This is a genomic window from Algicola sagamiensis DSM 14643, from assembly GCF_000374485.1.
Lineage (GTDB): Bacteria > Pseudomonadota > Gammaproteobacteria > Enterobacterales > Alteromonadaceae > Algicola > Algicola sagamiensis.
Genome location: NZ_KB894496.1, coordinates 96,189 through 113,548 on the forward strand (window position 1 = coordinate 96,189; position 17,360 = coordinate 113,548).

16 protein-coding genes and 4 tRNA genes are annotated in these 17,360 nt (G+C 42.8%); 1 reads left to right on the forward strand and 19 read right to left on the reverse strand.

Features of this window, described 5'->3' with window-relative positions:
• Positions 1 to 731 precede the first annotated feature (731 nt).
• The 19 genes from C505_RS0110715 to nhaR all read right to left on the reverse strand — a co-directional run bounded on the left by C505_RS0110715 (position 732) and on the right by nhaR (position 16,834).
• A complete protein-coding gene (locus C505_RS0110715; RefSeq protein WP_157368965.1) occupies positions 732 to 1,601 on the reverse strand; it encodes a hypothetical protein in 870 nt (289 codons plus the stop codon).
• A 226-nt stretch (positions 1,602 to 1,827) separates the two neighbouring features.
• Complete coding sequence (locus C505_RS0110720) at positions 1,828 to 2,271, reverse strand: type III secretion system chaperone family protein (RefSeq protein WP_018692620.1); 444 nt, start codon at positions 2,269 to 2,271, stop codon at positions 1,828 to 1,830.
• A gap of 140 nt (positions 2,272 to 2,411) precedes the next feature.
• Positions 2,412 to 2,597: a hypothetical protein gene (locus tag C505_RS24330; protein WP_157368967.1), complete on the reverse strand. Its 186-nt coding sequence runs from the start codon at positions 2,595 to 2,597 to the stop codon at positions 2,412 to 2,414.
• A 129-nt stretch (positions 2,598 to 2,726) separates the two neighbouring features.
• The gene (locus C505_RS0110725) at positions 2,727 to 4,346 is read right to left on the reverse strand and encodes a response regulator (RefSeq protein WP_018692621.1); all 1,620 of its coding nucleotides are present in this window, start codon (positions 4,344 to 4,346) and stop codon (positions 2,727 to 2,729) included.
• 111 nt (positions 4,347 to 4,457) lie between these two features.
• Positions 4,458 to 4,533: transfer RNA gene (locus C505_RS0110730), tRNA-Val, on the reverse strand.
• 17 nt (positions 4,534 to 4,550) lie between these two features.
• Positions 4,551 to 4,626: transfer RNA gene (locus C505_RS0110735), tRNA-Val, on the reverse strand.
• Positions 4,627 to 4,641: 15 nt separating this feature from the next.
• Positions 4,642 to 4,717, reverse strand: a tRNA-Val gene (locus tag C505_RS0110740).
• 20 nt (positions 4,718 to 4,737) lie between these two features.
• Positions 4,738 to 4,813: transfer RNA gene (locus C505_RS0110745), tRNA-Val, on the reverse strand.
• Positions 4,814 to 4,946: 133 nt separating this feature from the next.
• A complete protein-coding gene (locus C505_RS0110750) occupies positions 4,947 to 5,876 on the reverse strand; it encodes a universal stress protein (RefSeq protein WP_018692622.1) in 930 nt (309 codons plus the stop codon).
• A gap of 32 nt (positions 5,877 to 5,908) precedes the next feature.
• Positions 5,909 to 9,130, reverse strand: coding sequence for a complex I subunit 5 family protein (locus C505_RS24060; RefSeq protein WP_018692623.1), 3,222 nt, complete (start codon positions 9,128 to 9,130; stop codon positions 5,909 to 5,911).
• The gene (locus C505_RS0110760) at positions 9,127 to 10,623 is read right to left on the reverse strand and encodes a complex I subunit 5 family protein (RefSeq protein ID WP_018692624.1); all 1,497 of its coding nucleotides are present in this window, start codon (positions 10,621 to 10,623) and stop codon (positions 9,127 to 9,129) included. Before C505_RS0110760 ends, C505_RS24060 begins: the two co-directional genes overlap by 4 nt.
• Positions 10,620 to 10,919, reverse strand: coding sequence for a Na+/H+ antiporter subunit C (locus tag C505_RS0110765; protein ID WP_018692625.1), 300 nt, complete (start codon positions 10,917 to 10,919; stop codon positions 10,620 to 10,622). Before C505_RS0110765 ends, C505_RS0110760 begins: the two co-directional genes overlap by 4 nt.
• On the reverse strand, positions 10,916 to 11,665 hold the full coding sequence (gene mbhE / locus C505_RS0110770; RefSeq protein WP_018692626.1) for a hydrogen gas-evolving membrane-bound hydrogenase subunit E: 750 nt from the start codon (positions 11,663 to 11,665) through the stop codon (positions 10,916 to 10,918). Before mbhE ends, C505_RS0110765 begins: the two co-directional genes overlap by 4 nt.
• Before the next feature lies 1 nt (position 11,666).
• On the reverse strand, positions 11,667 to 11,945 hold the full coding sequence (locus C505_RS0110775; protein WP_157368970.1) for a Na(+)/H(+) antiporter subunit B: 279 nt from the start codon (positions 11,943 to 11,945) through the stop codon (positions 11,667 to 11,669).
• Positions 11,942 to 12,265, reverse strand: coding sequence for a monovalent cation/H(+) antiporter subunit G (locus tag C505_RS0110780; RefSeq protein ID WP_018692628.1), 324 nt, complete (start codon positions 12,263 to 12,265; stop codon positions 11,942 to 11,944). The genes C505_RS0110775 and C505_RS0110780 overlap by 4 nt, the downstream gene beginning before the upstream one ends.
• Entirely contained in the window at positions 12,262 to 12,516 is a 255-nt protein-coding gene (locus tag C505_RS0110785) for a monovalent cation/H+ antiporter complex subunit F (RefSeq protein ID WP_018692629.1), read from the reverse strand. The genes C505_RS0110780 and C505_RS0110785 overlap by 4 nt, the downstream gene beginning before the upstream one ends.
• The gene (locus C505_RS23645) at positions 12,513 to 13,076 is read right to left on the reverse strand and encodes a Na+/H+ antiporter subunit E (RefSeq protein WP_018692630.1); all 564 of its coding nucleotides are present in this window, start codon (positions 13,074 to 13,076) and stop codon (positions 12,513 to 12,515) included. The genes C505_RS0110785 and C505_RS23645 overlap by 4 nt, the downstream gene beginning before the upstream one ends.
• Entirely contained in the window at positions 13,073 to 15,811 is a 2,739-nt protein-coding gene (locus C505_RS0110795) for a cation-transporting P-type ATPase (RefSeq protein WP_018692631.1), read from the reverse strand. The genes C505_RS23645 and C505_RS0110795 overlap by 4 nt, the downstream gene beginning before the upstream one ends.
• A 114-nt stretch (positions 15,812 to 15,925) precedes the next feature.
• Complete coding sequence (gene nhaR, locus C505_RS0110800; protein WP_018692632.1) at positions 15,926 to 16,834, reverse strand: transcriptional activator NhaR; 909 nt, start codon at positions 16,832 to 16,834, stop codon at positions 15,926 to 15,928.
• A 197-nt stretch (positions 16,835 to 17,031) separates the two neighbouring features.
• Here nhaR and C505_RS0110805 point away from each other — a divergent pair, with 197 nt between their 5' ends.
• Entirely contained in the window at positions 17,032 to 17,337 is a 306-nt protein-coding gene (locus C505_RS0110805; protein ID WP_018692633.1) for a hypothetical protein, read from the forward strand.
• Positions 17,338 to 17,360 lie beyond the last annotated feature (23 nt).

The following is a 17,360-nucleotide window of genomic DNA, read 5'->3' on the forward strand; positions in this document are numbered from 1 at the left end:
TCAATAAGCCGCTTTGATGCGGCTTTTTTACGACCAAAGTTTACGAATATATTTGTTTGGGCTGTTAAGATTGCCTCTATGGTCGACCGAAAAATTCCCGTTAAGGTAGGAGATCATGCTCACTGACAATCTGAAGGTGTTGTTTGATTGCTTCAGTGAACAAATCTTGTTGTGTTTTGATACCCCCTTAGGTCAATGCTTCCCTTTCTTTCCAATACATTCAGCCATATTGTTTTTAGAATAATTTAGTAAGAAATGTCGAAAACCAATGCCTCTTAGGTCATCGATAAAAATACTTTTTTATATGCTGAACAGGCTGAAATTTATCATAGATATCCAAGCTTGATGAACTTGCTCTGTCAGGCCAGACGGTATTCGCTCAATCATTTTGGTTCGTAATTTGGTCAGCTTTTTTGATTCTCAGTCTTACTACTTCAAATCAAGTATGAAGCGTCGTTCATATCAAAGCATGGCTTAAAGAATCAGTATGTATGAGTTTTTAAGCCCAATCTTATGGTGGGTTTGGTGATGAGCTTTGTTTGAAATCAACTTTGACATTTTGAGTAACACTATTACGAGCGCTCAGAGGGAAGGCTAGAATCTCTTTATCTTTCATCAATCACAGCGTGGATTTCCAAAAGACCAACAGATCCGAGTATGTAATTTCTGTGATAGGATCAAAAAATGCCCTTACAAGAAGGGCATTTTGAGAGATGAAAAGTGCTGAATACTTACTTGTAAGTATTCTTTGGCTTATATACATCCCATTCTGGACGGTTGAATACATCTTCGTGACTTACTTCTCTATAAGCACTTACAAATTTGAGATTCTCTTGTACTTCTGGCATCTCTTTGTGACGATATAACCAGCGAAGTTCACTACTTGTAATTGATGTACCAGCCCCTTTTTTCTCTGCAACTTCTTTTAAATTATCGATGATATCATCCACAACAAAGTAGACGGGTTTTTTCATGTGAATAAGCTGAAACTCAAGCCCACCTTTGCTTGTTTTTCTCCAAGCGACAGATTGATTGTCTTTTCTTAAATTACTGATTTCTAATGTCAGCTCTTCTGCATCAGGTACTTGAGAGCCAGGCATTTTCGCTACATTATAAGTTTCATGCTGGGCTAAGAATTGTTTAAAACCAATGGCTCTGCCACTATCGTGCATTTTCTCTTTTATTGCACTATCACTTGCGTACTTGCTTGGTGTTAATATACCGTCCCAGACAGCATCTGTGATGTTGTTTTGGATAAGTACACTCGTCTTTTCAGGCTTCCCTTTGATCCTATCCATCAGGCTTTGCTCACTTGAGCGACCTAAATCCGTACTGGATTTTTTAAGTAAGTTGACATGCGGGCTTAAACCGTAAATGATCGGCTTGTTTGAGTTTTTAAAGTCTTTGTTAAACTCTTTGGCAGCTTTTTGTCTAAAATCCACGTCTTTACTATTAGAAACAGCACTTTCAGCTTTGATACCATTTTTTGTATGTTTCACATCTTTCTGATTGAGCTGGGCTTTAGATTCCGTTGATGTCTGGGGATCATTCGTAACACGGCGCGTAGAAATAGGTGTAAATTGGGAAATGTTCGTTGGCATTGCAAACTCCTCATCAATTGAAACGCCATGAAATCTGCCACGTGTGACTTCATTCAATATATGGGTAACAAATTGCCTTTAAAATATTGGTTAAAATTAAATACTACTAATGTAGTAACCTTGGTTTGAGAAAAGTTGCAATAATCGACAGAAAAAATTTCTACTTATCATATGACGCTATGATTGAGTGCGGGTAGAAAGCTGCGAGTACAGCTTTCTGATAGCCTTACATCCGTATACCCAACCCTAGGGGTGGTGAGCTGATATCATTATCGGCTAAATACAGCTTCACATCCTCAACCAATTGGGAGAACCCACGCCATTTTGCTTCAAACTTTTCATATACTAATGCAGATGGTTCAAGTGCCTGGATCAGATAGACACCTTCATCATTATCGCCAAGTGCAATCAAACCTTTCCCAATGACATCAGGGTGGCTATTCAGAGCAAGATATTGGATCAATCTCGTTTGTGCTTCACTGTCTTCTGAGGAAAAAGTATCAAGTGGAGCAGCAATCAGGAAGAGTTGCTGAATGGGTAGCCATTCCATATTGATATAAGGTTCGCCGCTTTCTGTTGTCAGGCGACATTGATTATCATCTAATTGCCACTGTTGACCAAATGTGCCGGATAATTTTTCCAGCCATTCATTAAGCGTTTTTTCAATCATAAAAACCTTTTATTCATTTGAGTAAATTAAATATAGATGAACTGCATTGCACTGATCATAGTGACTTGTATCAAGCAATTCTGTTGTGTTAAGTTGATAGAAGTGATCTATCAGTACGCTTTGGGCGATAGACATCTCACCTAGTATGGTTGAATACATCCGCCAGATTGAGGGGACCATAGCGAGAAATAAACTTCAGCTACGTCTTTGCGCCAGTATTTTGTGCATTTGGTATCGCCACCGTATCTTTTTGGGATTTTTTGTAATGCTGCTTCTTGATGGACTCGACGTGTGGATATCGGCGTCAATTGGAAGATACAAGGCACTTGATAGCTCCTGCCAAAAAATAAATAAGATTGGATGTATTGAGTAACTGATTTGGTACTAAAGTTGTAAATTCTAACTGATATCAGATAATTTTCAAAACAGACCAGCCAATAGAAACAAAACGGTGGCTAAATCTCATCAATCTTATCTTTTAAAACTTTCCAACGGTCATCCTGCTCCCCTGTGAGATCTGCTGTTTCTACGATATTTCGGCAACGCTCAATCAATGCTATATCGTTATCATCAATCATGTGTTGGAATCGGTTATCAAACATGGTTTGCAAGAGATTGAGGGCGATACTGGCATTCTTCGGCATAAAATGAAATGCTTGCTTGAAGTGAGTGTAAGCTTCATCGACACGGCCTTGACTGAAGCATTTCACAGCGTCATTATTCAACTCTCGTGGGCCTTTGGTGATTTCTGTTCGTTCCTTCACTTCTTGTCGGATGAGTGTGTTGAGAACTTGATTTTCTTCTTGATTTCCGTAATGTTCAGAAATTTCTTGGTAAAGGTTTCTGGACTCGTTAATAAATCCCAACTCATGAAACGCCTTTGCCTTATCCAAATCATCATTTACATTTTCACCAGTAAACTCTTCTTCTCGAATATCTTTCAACAGTCGAGTGCCTAAATCATTCTCGTTCTTTAAATAACAGATCCTTGCCTCAATGACTTTCACTTGGGAATGCTTATCTTCTTGTGGAAATTGTGTGTTGACTTGCTGAAGGTACTCATTGGATTGCTTAATGATCCGATGGAATTCTTCTTCATCTGGTGCATCCATCAGACAAAAATCAATGGCCGCACGTGCTGCATTTAAGTAAACCTCTGGCGTATGGTGTGTTGAGTGACGGGTTAAATTTAAAATATCCTTGCTGGTTTTATATTGGATTGCATAATCATGATTAATGCGTGAGAGATTCATTAACTGTGTTTGACGGCCGATATTGCGTGGGGCGAGGGTGACTGCCTTTTCGAGGTGTTCTTGTGCAGATTCAAATTCATGGCAACCGTAGTAGGCTTCTGAGAGTAGCTCGGTTGCTTTGAGTTTTGTTTCTGGCCGCTCGATGAGTTCTTCTAAATGATCTGCCGATTCTTCATATTGACCAAGTTCGATGAGTGCTTTCGCAAGGCCTAGTTGTGCCCAAGGAAGAGGTTGAACTTTAATGAGAGCACGAAAATATCCCTGCGCTCTCTCATAGTCCTTTATCATCAGTAAAATTTCACCTTTTTTTCTTAACAGCAGGTGAGAGTAGCGGGTTTTATCCGGTTCTTTGAGAAAACGTTCAATATGTTTGAGTGCTTCTTCGAATTTTCCTGCATCCATCATTTCATAGAGTGCTTTGATTTCCATTTTTTGAAGCAGTACACGGGTAATTCGAATTTCGAGATCGCGTGGGGTGAAGGGCTTGACTAAAAAATCATCCGGTTGTAGTTCGACGACACTATGAACAAGCGGTGCTTCTGTTTCTGCACTGATAAAAATAAACCCTGTGCTGGATTGGACGATGCCTGAGACTTTCATTTCTTCATAGAGTTGATAACCATCTTTTCCTTGCCGAAGGTTAAAAGAACATAAGATCAATTCGAAGTGAAACTCTTTGCACAGATTCATCGCAGCTTGGGCGTGCTCTGCAAAGTAAAGATTACGAAAGCCCAATTTTTCTAAGGAGGACTTCAGAAAGTTTTGTGCCAGGGTTTGATGATCGATAATCAGAATCTTGACCTGATTACCGAGCGTCGCCAAATCTATCACCTTATTATACGGTATCTAGTTGATAACGAATCACTAAGTTAACTATGGACCGATATAGAAGGATGTGCGAGGAAAATTAGGTCTGAAATAGGATTATCGAAGTGGTGGGTGGTACTGGGCTCGAACCAGTGACCCTCGCCTTGTAAGGGCGATGCTCTCCCAACTGAGCTAACCACCCACGTCGATATAGAGAATTGGTGGATGCTACTGGGCTCGAACCAGTGACCCTCGCCTTGTAAGGGCGATGCTCTCCCAACTGAGCTAAGCATCCACGGGGTTCATATCATGGTGGGTGGTACTGGGCTCGAACCAGTGACCCTCGCCTTGTAAGGGCGATGCTCTCCCAACTGAGCTAACCACCCACGATATGAGGATAAAAAATTGGTGGATGCTACTGGGCTCGAACCAGTGACCCTCGCCTTGTAAGGGCGATGCTCTCCCAACTGAGCTAAGCATCCCGTCTTTGTGGAGCGCTATTATAGGGTGGTCTTCAAATCTGTCAATAACTATTTCAAGAAAAAACGTTTAACTGATTAATTTATCTGCATAATGCATGGATCCCGGTTGACGCTAACCACCCCGTATCTGTGTTTATTCTACAGGACTTTGAAATCCGTTAGGTTTCATTGCCAAAACTGAAGTTGTCAGTTTTTGTAACAGTTGCTCTGAGGTGGCTCCGATAAATAGCCCAGGAATATCCGAGCGACTCACAGTACTCATGACGACGAGATTGATCGGGTGGTTTTGAATAAACTGAGGGATCACCTCCGTTGGATCGCCTTTGAGTAAATGCAACTGGATTGAAGTATCTGGAAACTCATCAACAAGCGCTTCTTGAATGTCTGCATTTTTCTGGCATTCTTCAAGCATCATGTCATGGAGTTTGTCTTTTGAGACTCGCATAAAACCACTATTTCGAAGTGCATCTTCACCATACAATGTCCAACAAGATAAAAGATGAAGTTTTTGATTGTGCGTTTGTACGATTTCCTGAGCCATTCGAACTAAATGTCGGTTGAGTAAACGTCCCTCTGGCTGACTTTCTTGCGCGAGATCAACCGTGACAAGTACTTCATTTGCATCCGAGTTTTCTCTTAAAAGCCAAAGGGGGTGGGCTGACTTTCGCAGAAGATGAAAGTCTTGGCTATCAAAACCTTGTTCACATAAGGCTGCATCTTTTATGAATAAATCATGCCCGGCCCCTTGCATTTGGCGGATGATCTCGATAAATGGGCGGCCAATGGTAACTCGGGAACTTGTTTGAATGCCTTCATCATTAAGTTGAGCTGCAAGTGTTGATAAGTCATCCTTCCTGCATCGAACAAACATGTTAAAGAGATCAGTTGTTGAAAAAATACCTTGATATGCTTGAGACACATCCTGGGGTGGTTGTATCACATCCATGAGCGTCATTTGACCTTGATTTTTCATGACAAGTTCACGCCCTTTTTGTATTGCAGGGCTGTTGATTAAGTTACTTTGACCATCGAGATATACCAGAATATTTTTGAAGTTCTTCATTTGGAAGTCTCCTCGGTTACTATTGATGATGGTTAGGTTGAAAACATGAATGGCACCCCAATCAAAGTCGTGACCAAGAATAGGATGAATACGAAAATTATCCCCGGGTGGCTCAATTCTAAGTGACTACTCACCAATGGCTTCAGTGTTACAAAATCAACATATTGGTCGTTTTGCACTTGTATACTTTTTATTTTATGGATGAGCCTTTTCACAAGCTCGACCCAATAAACGATGAAAACACGGGAAGCATGGACAATACGCTGATAGATATAAATCAAGTCCCCAGCGCAGACGGGTTGCATCGTAGAAAATAATTTTTGAGAAATGAAAAAGACGGTGCCACCTATGAGCATTGGCCAACATGCTTGCCATATCTGAGATAAGCTCGTCAATTCTAAATGCAACATGTGAGCTTGCGGAACGGTATAGATGAGTATCATTGAGACAGCAACGATCCCAAAGTAGGCGATAAGAGAAAGTAAATGTGGCTGTGACGTTTCATGCTGACGGGCTTGATGAAGCAAATATAAGAACCTCATCATCAACCAACTTGTTCCAATAGCAGAAATAGTAATCAGCATTGCAATCCATTCATGGTCAACGAGTGCTGCTTTCAGGGCCAATTTTGCATAAGCACCACTTGTCAATGGAAGGCCTGCCAAACTAACCGCAGGAATTGCGATCCCAATCCATAAAATGATGTTTAGTTTTGTATTGGAGAGCAAGTTTGAGAAAGATACGCTTAAAAATAAAGCAGCTTTTGCGAGGCCATGATGAACAGCGTAAAGAATAATTGCAGGTCCGATGAGCGGCCATAGTTCAGGGGTGTAGATGCTGGTACCAATTGCAACGGAGATCACGCCCATTTGACTGACGGTTGAATAGGCAAGCAGTGTCTTCGGATTTTTTTGTGTACAACCAATTAGGACCCCTGCAAATGTGCCAAGAAAACCAAGAAAGATCATCATTAGCCCAAGTGTGGGTGATGTTGTCTCCCCAAATGGAATAAATTTCATCCACCCTAACAAACCTGCTTTGACCATGATCCCACTTAATAAGGCACTGGCGGGAATAGGTGCAACCGGGTGGGCAATGGGCAGCCATACATGGAGTGAGAATACACCAGCTTTAATCCCAAAGCCGACGAATAAGAGAAATGTCACCCAGCTCGGTTGGGAAGGTGTTCCAAGTATTTCTCCTGTACTACTGTGATAAAGGCCTGCAAGTGCAGTAAATAGAAGCAGCTCACCGAATATGGCCCATTGCATGTACGACTTTCCTGCGTCATGAGCATGTTGGGTGTTTGGATGTAATATCAATCCATATGATGCAAGACTCATAAGCGTAAAAAAGGAGATAAATCCGGCGATGTCGTTTGCTAATATCAGGCCAAAATTACCACTCATAGCGAGAAGTAAATAGAAGAAAAAAGACACTTTACGTGGATCAGTTTTTAAATATTGAATGCTAAAAATACCAACAAATGTCCATAACGTTGCAGCAAGTAAAAAGAAAGTGGCGCTGGTACTTTCAAATGCCATGACGCTCCCAAAAAATAGCCACGGTGTCACACTCACGCCATATGGTGTGATAGCCCATGAGATAAACGCAACGATACCGGCGATTGGAATGAAATAGGCGGCATATTTTTGGCTCTGATGAAAAACGAGAGAAAAAGCGAATATCAAAGGCAAAACAATGGATAACCACAAGAGCGGTATGTCTTGAATACTGGTTTGAAAGACATGAATAAATGTCTCACCATATTCATTTGCAGCAATCAGTTTGACCCAATGAATAGGGCTAAAGTTTGCATCTGCAAATAAGCCCGCGGCAAGCGCAAGTGAAGCGGTGATCACAGGCGGGAGCAATAACATCCAGTGCGTTTCGTATCTGGATGGTGAACGTTCTTTTGGCCAAGGTTCTTTTTGCGGTTTAAACCATGCTGCATAAAGGATAGGTAAGAAGTACATCGCATTGAGTAAACTACTCACGACAAGTACCCCAAGCACCCAGTAGAGTTCAACCTCTAAAGCACCTGTCCCCAGATACCATTTCGAAACGAAGCCGGCAGCGGGTGGGATGCCAATCATCCCTAAAACAGCGAGACTAAAAGCACCCATGGTTAAAGGCATTCTTCTTCCACAGCCATCTAATTGACTGATTTTATGCACGCCAAGGGTTTCAGCGAGGTTGCCTGCACAAAAAAACATGGTAATTTTCATCAGGCCTTGATGAAAAAGGTGAGCAACACCGCCTATTGTGGCGATTGGGCCCGCGATTGCTGTCCCTAGAGCAATATATGACACTTGACTGACCGTAGAAAACGCTAGCCTTTTCTTAAGGTCAGTTTGAAATAATGCGCGAACTGAGCCATAGATGATCGTAAAAGAAGCGAGGATAGCCAGCAAGACGGTCACCCCCAGTTGCTGTGCAAACTCAACCCCATAGACATCATAAACAACACGAACGATGCCAAATGCACCTGCCTTGACGACTGCTACAGCATGTAACAAAGAGCTAACAGGTGCTGGCGCTGCCATTGCCGCAGGTAACCAACCATGGAGAGGCACTAAAGCTGCTTTGACCCCCAACCCAATGATCAGTAAGGCAAAGATAATTTTGAGATGAGTTGGGTCAAGTCCTGGGAGATTCGCTAATACGCCCGTTGAGGTAAAGTCGAGAGGACCTGCGATAGATTTAAGCCAGACGACGCCCCCTAATAATAAAGCGCCACCAATCATGGTATACACAAGATATTTACGACCAGCTTCGAGCGATGCTTGATTGCCTTTATGGACGACAAGCGGGTAGGTTGTCAGGGTGAGCAGTTCATAGAAAATTAAAAATGTAATGAGATTGCCCGCAAGTGCTAAACCAATGGTTGCACTGACACATAAACTAAAGAAGCCAAAAAACCTGCTTTGATTTGGCGTATTTTCGAAATAACCAGTGGCATATATGGTGGTCAGTAACCATAAAACACCAGATAAAGTGACGAACAAGAGCGACAGTGCATCAGCATGAAAGACCAAATCAATATTTGGGAGTAAAGGTAATCGAGTCTCAAACACTTGTCCTTGATAGACGTTATAAATCAGAATCAGGATCAAGGATAGACAACACAGAGATCCAAAGAAGTTCAGTGCTCTTCTTAGCGGATCTTGGTGATCCTTTAAAAAAAATACAGCAATCCCGGGTAACATCGCACTGAGTATAATCAGCAAAGGGAGAGTATTGTGCCAGATCATCTTACGACTCCTATTGCGACTAAATCAATGAATGGCTGTGCATTGAATCCCATCAACATCGTGAAAATAGCTAAGCATAAACCGCATAACGACATCACTTTTGGTAACCGTTTGGTCGGCAATGAATGTTGTAGCCCCGGTTGTTCTTTTTGGGGCTGCATAAAGGCTATATCGAGGACTCGAAATATCGCAATAGCCGCAAGCAAACCACCGAGTAATACAATGATTGCCCACCACCATTGTGCGGTATCAATGGCTGCATTGAGCAGCAGCCATTTTGCAATAAAGCCGGCACTTGGAGGCAGACCAATTAAGCTAATACCAGCGATCGCAAAGGTAAATAAACTAAGAGGGATCTCTTTGACTTTGCCATTCAAGTGTTCGATATCATCATGGCCAATCACTTTGATCATATTTCCAGCAGCCATGAACATGGCGGCTTTTGCACACGCATGTGCCACAATAAAAAATGAAATTGCAGTGAGTGCAGCAATCGGCGTACTTTGTGATGAAGTATCACCAGACATTAATAAAGGGAATAGTAAAAATAAATAACCAATTTGAGCGACCGTTGAATAGGCGACCATGAGTTTTAATCGTTGTGCTTTGATGGCCTGATAGACACCCCAAAGAATGGCTATGGCACCTAGAACTCCTAGCAGGAATAATCCTGTTTCAGTGACCGCTGGTTGCAGGATATCCATCCAAAAGCGAGCTAAAAGATAAAATGACGCTTTGACGACGAGTGCGGATAAAACAGCGCTGACAGGTGCGGGCGCACTTCCATGTGCGAGAGGGAGCCAAAAGTGGAGGGGAACCAAGGCAGTTTTGAGTGCTAGCCCTGCGGTGATGAGGGACAAGGCTGTCCAAGTCAGTACATCCGATTGAGCATTTGCAGCCAGCATTGAAAAATCCAATGTGCCATATGCTCGATATAATAATGCGACAGCCATTAGATAACATAGGGAGCCAAGTAAGCCGACTAATAAATATCGCAATGCAGCCACTAGGCTGTCTCTTTGGTGACCAAGCGCAACCAAAGCGACAGACGCAAGTCCGATAATTTCCAGCGTGACATAAATATTGAAAATATCCGCTGAGAGGAATAGACCATTCAGCCCTGCATTTAACAACCACCATAAAGGCCAAAATTGACGCTGCTGTGCTTGGTTAGAGAAATAGCATGTTGAATAGAGCATTAAGACAAGATTCAATAAGCAAGTTAACGCAATTAATAGGGCAGAGAACCCGTCAATGGCCAGATCAATACCCAGAGGCGATCCCCAGCCGGCAAGTTGGTACTCGATATTGCCACTTGGTAGTGCATATAAAGCGTTAACAAGTAAGAAAACGACATACCCTTGTATGGCGCCTATGATGAGACTGAGACCCGATTGTTGTTTATTGGATGGATACAAAACAGTCAAAATCGCAGCAATGAGTGGGAGAACAATCAAATAAGGAAGCAAAGCTGCTGGACCGATACTACTCATGATGATTCCTCCTCGACTTGTTTATCCTCATCAAGGTTGATCTGACACGAGAGATATAGTGCTAAAGCAGTTCCAGCAATGGCGACAACAATGCCAGTGAGGACCATTGCATGGGGGATCGGGTCGGTCGTACCATCTGGGCCAACTGCATTGGCTACTAAAATCATAAAGACACCAATCCCTGAAATATTCATAGCGAGTATTTTTCTAAGAATGTGTGCTGCTGCTATCAAACCAAAAAGTCCGATACCAAAGAGGAGCACGCCTAAAATGCTGTAGATGATCACTTGACTCATAAGTAGTCCTCTTCAGATGATTGAGGTGTGTGAGGTCGACTAAGGCTGTGATAGAGGAGTAATAAGATGGTTGCGATGGATAAAGTTGCAGCACTTTCGATAGCGAGGATGAGGATACCGGCCCACTCAGAGGGGTATTGTAAAAAAAATCCCGTTTCTATAGAGACAAGAATGCCTACCAATAGAAAGACTGTTAATCCTATGGTGAGTAGCCACCTACCTGCGACTGATTCAAAGTGAACCTGGTGATAGCCAGCACTTAGAAATAAAATTCCTGCTCCAGCAAGTAAGGCGCCTGCCTGAAATGCCCCCCCAGGTAAATAAGATCCAGTCCAGAGTAGATACCCTGACATCATCACAATACTTGGGATTAACCAGCGTAGGAAAGCTTCTAGAACTGGGTTTCGATGCGCTGGTATGCATGACGCAAATAATGAAGCTTGCCTGATTTTGGCTTTATTTTGAGGCATCATCGCAATAGCGACGATTAAAATAACGGCTATCTCTAGCAGCGTATCGAAGCTACGAAAGTTCAGTAAGACCGCGGTGACAGGGTTTTCAACACCACTTTGGGGTATCGCTTGTTGAACGAGCGAGTGGAGTGGTTCCAGCTTTTGTTCCGAGGCCAAGATTGACGTGATCAATAGTCCGCAGATTGACGCGACTAAAGCGCCTGTCAAGACTTTCGCGGTATTGGATAAGCGAGAGTCTTGGTTTTGTTCGTTCAGCTCAGGGTGATGAAACATCTTAATGCTCCTGATTTTGGTCAGATTTTTTGACTGAACTCGACTTGAGTTGTCGCCAAGTTGCAAGCAGTAATGCACCGGTGAGACCTGAACCAATCGCAGCCTCAGCAATAGCGACATCCCATGCGCCAAGCCTTGCCCAAGCTAATGTGACGATCAATCCTAAGCTGATAAACAAGACGATCCCTTTAAATAGATCTCGCGTGATTAAACAAAGAATGGCGATCATGATCGAGCCAATAAAAAGGACGAGGTCAAACAGCATCTCGGCATTCATCATGCTTTCTCCTTTGAGATCGGATGTTGCGGTTTATGCTGCCATTGCATTTGTGTATTTCTCGCAAGTAAATAACTAGAAACGGCACCAGATAACATCGCGACAACCCAAATAAGAATCAATTGAATCGCATCAATGACATGGCTGGTCTGTGGGAACAATCCAATCACAATAAAACCCAGGCCAAGATTATCTGCTTTCGTTAAAGCATGGAGCCTGGAGAAGGTATCAGGAAAACGCCACAGACCAACACTACCAGCAAAGAAGAAAATCAAGCCAATACTCACCATAAGGATGGTAAAGCAGTCAAGGAAGCTGTTCATAAATGTCTCCTCAATTTGACGAGGATGATCATAGTGATTGAGGAAAGTAACGCGAGCACCAGTGCGACGTTAAAAAGTGAAGAATGCCCCATGATCACAGCAAGAAGGACAAGAATGGCGACACCAGCCGTGCCAAACAATTGAAGGGATAAAATCCGGTCTATTTTTGAGGGACCAAACCATTGACGGATAAGCCCTAAAAATAAAATAGCTACTAATGCGCCTGTCATCATATACAAGAAGGTGTTCATAAAACCCTCCACAAGCCATGCTCATCTGACGAATTTAGGTTGGGTAAATCAAATAATTCAGCAATGTATACTTCACATGTTTGGATATCCTGAAAGTTGTCATGATTGACGGATAGCATATGGACTAATAAGCATTCTTTTTGAAGTTGAACACTTAAAGTTCCGGGCAGTAAACTGATCATGTGTAAAAACCACAAGCGAGGCCGTCCCTCTGGTAAACGCAAATGATATTGCGCAAAACCAGGAGACAAATCATCGGGCAGAAAAATTGCGAGCCTTGCTGTATTGATTCCGCCTTTAATGGAATTCGCAATAAAAAATGGGATGAGCCTGAACAGCTTGAAATGATCCAATGAAAATTCTCTTTGCTGCGGCATTGCTGTGATGTGGGTTGAGCCTCTGAATAACCAGAGGCTCAACCACGCTGCGCACGGGACAACGAATATTCCGATGATCCAAGAAGAAACAGCAAACTTGGTTAATAGCACCCAAACCACCGTAAAAATGAGCAAGTGTTTTACGTATGCTTTTGCTGGAAATGGGTGCACAGTATTGCTCATAGGGATTCTCCCATTGGACGGCATTGCGCAACTCGACTTCTGGTATCTTTATGACGCAGGTATTTCTCAAAGCCGACAATGGCAGAGATTAAAGCGCCACAAGCAATCACCCGAACCCATGCTTCGAGAGAAATCGGTGCGGATTGGAACCAGGTATTCATAATGGGAAGATAAGTAAACATCAGTTGCAGGACCATCATGCAGCCAATGCCAACCCAAATCCATCGGTTGCTAAAGAGGCCAATTGACAGTGCAGAACGCTCTAACGATCGACAGTTGAATAGATAGAAGGCCTCACCGACGACGAACATGGCGACTGCTACGGTTCTTGCTTCTGCTTCGGTTGCTCCCCATAGAAGTTCTAATTCATAAAGACCAAATGCAGTGACACATAAAAGGGAAGAGACCAGTAAGATACGCCATAAGAGGATACTATCAAGAATAGGCGCGTCAGGATTATAGGGGGGGCGTTGCATAATGCCGGGTTCTTTTGGCTCAAATGCCAGCATCAACCCAAGCAGGATGGCGGTTGTCATATTTACCCATAGAATATGTACTGGTAGCAGTGGCAAAGAAATGCCCAATAGTACGGCAAGTAAGATGACTAATCCTTCTCCACCATTGGTTGGAAGTGTCCATACAATGAATTTCTTTAAGTTATCGAACACACCACGACCTTCTTCAACGGCAGCTTGAACCGTCGCAAAGTTATCATCGGTCAGCATCATGTCGGATGCATCACGCGCAACTTCTGTTCCATTCATAGCCATTGCAACACCAATATCTGCACGGCGAAGGGCAGGGGCATCATTTACGCCATCCCCAGTCATTGCCACAATATGGCCTTGTGATTGAAGTGACTTAACCAGTTGTAACTTGTTTTCTGGTGTGACTCTGGCGAAAACATGGTGATTGCTGGCAATCTCATCAAAACACTGACCCTCTTTATCACTGAGTTCATATCCTGTGATGGTTGCATCTTTTTGTCCTGGCTCAATGATACCGAGCTGCTGAGCAATACTGGTTGCTGTGAGCGCATGATCGCCTGTGATCATTTTTACGTCGATGCCAGCCTTATGGCAGGCCGCGACTGCTTCAACTGCTTCTGGTCTTGGAGGGTCGATCATGGCTTGTAACCCAAGGAAAGTGAGGCCTTGGGCGACATCATCGTGACTAATTCCTTCTTTTGTACTTTCTACAGGGCGTGTCGCAAATGCAAGCACACGTAAGCCCCGGGCAGCAAGCATATAAACTTGCGCTTTAATGCCATCTTCATTGACTGCGACCACATCGCCACTTCGGCCAATCATCTTTGTGCATTTTGGAAGAATGCTCTCAATAGAGCCTTTCATATAAATATGTCGTTGCTCGTTTAATTCGTTGAGCGTTGCCATATATTGGTATTCCGATTGGAAAGGGATAGCATCATGGCGGATTGCACCGATTGTCTCAGGGTCAAGCGTTGATTTTTTTGCGCTGACTAACAGTGCAGCTTCTGTTGGATCACCGGTGACACGCCAATGGGGGGACTGTTCATCTGGGGATAGTAGCTCTGAATCATTACAAAGCATACCAGCGGTCAAGGTCTCTTTTAATGCCGGATGGTCGAAAGGCTCGATTGTTTCTAAGCCAAGTTTGCGCTGGAATAACCCCTCTGGTGTATAGCCATTTCCTGTGATGGAAAAAAGCTGTTCGCCGCAGTATATGTGTTCAACTGTCATCTCGTTTTTGGTCAGTGTGCCAGTTTTATCTGAACAGATAACGGTTGTACTGCCTAATGTTTCAACAGCCGGTAGGTTGCGGATCACGGCTTTTCGTTTTGCCATTCGAGAGACGCCAATCGCCAACATGATCGTCACCGCGGCTGGTAGACCTTCTGGTATTGCGCCAACAGCCAGAGCAACAGCAGCCATAAACGAGTCTAAAATTGGTTTTCCATGAAGATAACCAATGATTAAAGTAATACTTGCAAGCGCAATAATTGCATAGAGGAGTACATGGCTGAATTGCTTAATACGCTTCGTCAGTGGTGTATCCAGCGAGGGTGTTGTGGCAATGAGATTAGAAATTTTCCCAATTTCTGTTTCGTCGCCTGTTGAAGTGACAATGCCGACCCCTGTGCCGTACACGACAAGTGTTGACGAAAAGGCCATGTTTTGCTGATCACCAATCAGCGCTTCTTTTGCAACTTCCGTCATCGTTTTTTCAACGGGAACCGACTCTCCAGTTAATGCGGACTCATCAATTTGTAAGTCCCGAACTGAATACAACCGCATATCTGCGGTCACTTTATCTCCCGCTTGAAGCAAAACAATATCACCGGGCACAAGCTGTTCTGCCGGGATGGAACATTTCTTACCATGTCTCAGGACTGTTGAGGAGGATTGCATGGTGTTTGATAATGCATTAATGGCACGGATGGCTTTGGATTCTTGCACAAAACCAATGATGGCGTTGAGTAGTACCACACCAAAAATAACTGCGGAGTCAACCCATTCATTAAGAAGTAGTGTGACAACAACGGCAGATAAAAGGATATAAACGAGTGGCTGATGGAATTGAAGCGCAAACCTTTTGAGCGGACCATCACTATCGTGCTTTGTCAGCTCATTCAGCCCATATTGGATTTGTCTGTGTTGGACTTCGTTATCAGAAAGCCCTTTTTCAATATCACTGTCAAGATGCGCAATCACTTCTTCTTTGCGTTTGCAGTGCCAATCAAATTGATTTTGCATAAACACCTCGTGACTATTTGTCTATAGTCAGCATAAGATGCTTTGAATATAAAATAAAATCGAATTATTCAGGATAAAACATCGAAAAAATCGAAGTTATTTGTTTTCTACCTTTTATTTTGATTTGAACAAAGATGCTCTTGCTGTATGGCAAATTGCAGCAACCGCCGGGTGCCTCACACGTCTTTCTGCGGAAATTGCATAGTATTTTTGCTTGATATGATGCAGTGAACCAATGGATCGAACATTAAAAGTTTCACAAATTTCATCTTCGATAGCAGAGGACATAAAAAAGATGCCTAAACCAGATTGGCCAAATGACTTTAAGAGCGCGCTATCGTCAAACTGCCCAACGATGACTGGATGAATATTTTGTTCATTGAGCCAATAGTCGATCTCTTTACGGATTTCATTTTGCTTCGTGGGTACCAGCAGTGGCGCATTATTTAACGACCAAGGAAAGTTCTTTTTATAGCGTTTAGCCATCATTGGAGATGCAAAGAAAGTGATCCCGCTTTCGCCGAGTAAATGATTGTATGCCTTTACACTAAATGCACCAGTGACTGGAGTATCACTTAGGACTAAATCAACTTTGTGCACGGCGAGATCCGCTAAAATCGTATCTACAGGCCCTTGCAAGCAGGTGATGCTGACTTCCTGATCAAGATGAAGTGCCGGTTCTATAATTTTGTGAACAATGGTTTTCGGCAAGCCACTTGATGCACTCACGATAAATTCCGCAGGTCCAACTGTTGGGACACCTCGAAGGACATCATTCAGTTCATTTCCCAACTCGAATATTTCATCTGCGTACCGTAATACAAGGCGTCCGGTGTCTGTGAGACGAAGACCCCTTCCTTCTTTTTGGAAGAGAGGATTGCCAATTTTTTCTTCTAAAAGAGAGAGTTGACCGCTGATGGTTTGTGGCGTGATATGCAGTTTTTCACTTGCTTTCGCAATACTGCCCTCATGTGCAACGGACCAGAAATATCTTAAATGCTTGTAGTTGAATGACTCTTGCATCTTTTGACACCCTTGAATGAAATTAAACACATCGTAAAAATCGAAATAAAAATATGGAATAAACGATTTTTTCTTATTTTAGATTGATGTTAGGCTTTGTACATCAATATTTCATACTCAACCCACATAGGGTGGTTCATCGAGATGAAATATAGTGGTGTTATCGGTTCCATTGGAGTGACGAATGCTGAGGCGCTATGAAGTTAAGAGTTTTTACGAACGAGTATGAAGTCTCCGAAGAACTTTACTCATATATCGAGTCTAAAACTCGCCTCATGCTAGGGCGTTATGAAAGTCGTATTGATAAAATAGAACTCCATTTGATGCCACCTCAATTGAACCAAGATGCAACAAATCAATATGTATGTAAGATACATACGTTATTGGCTGGCATGGCTTCTGTTGAAGTGCAAGAAATGGAAAGCAACTTACTGACCGCAATCGATAATGGTATTCATCGTACAAAGCGCGGTGTAGAACGTTTATTTCGGTTATCCTCTTAAATAATGAATAGAAAATTTTTCAG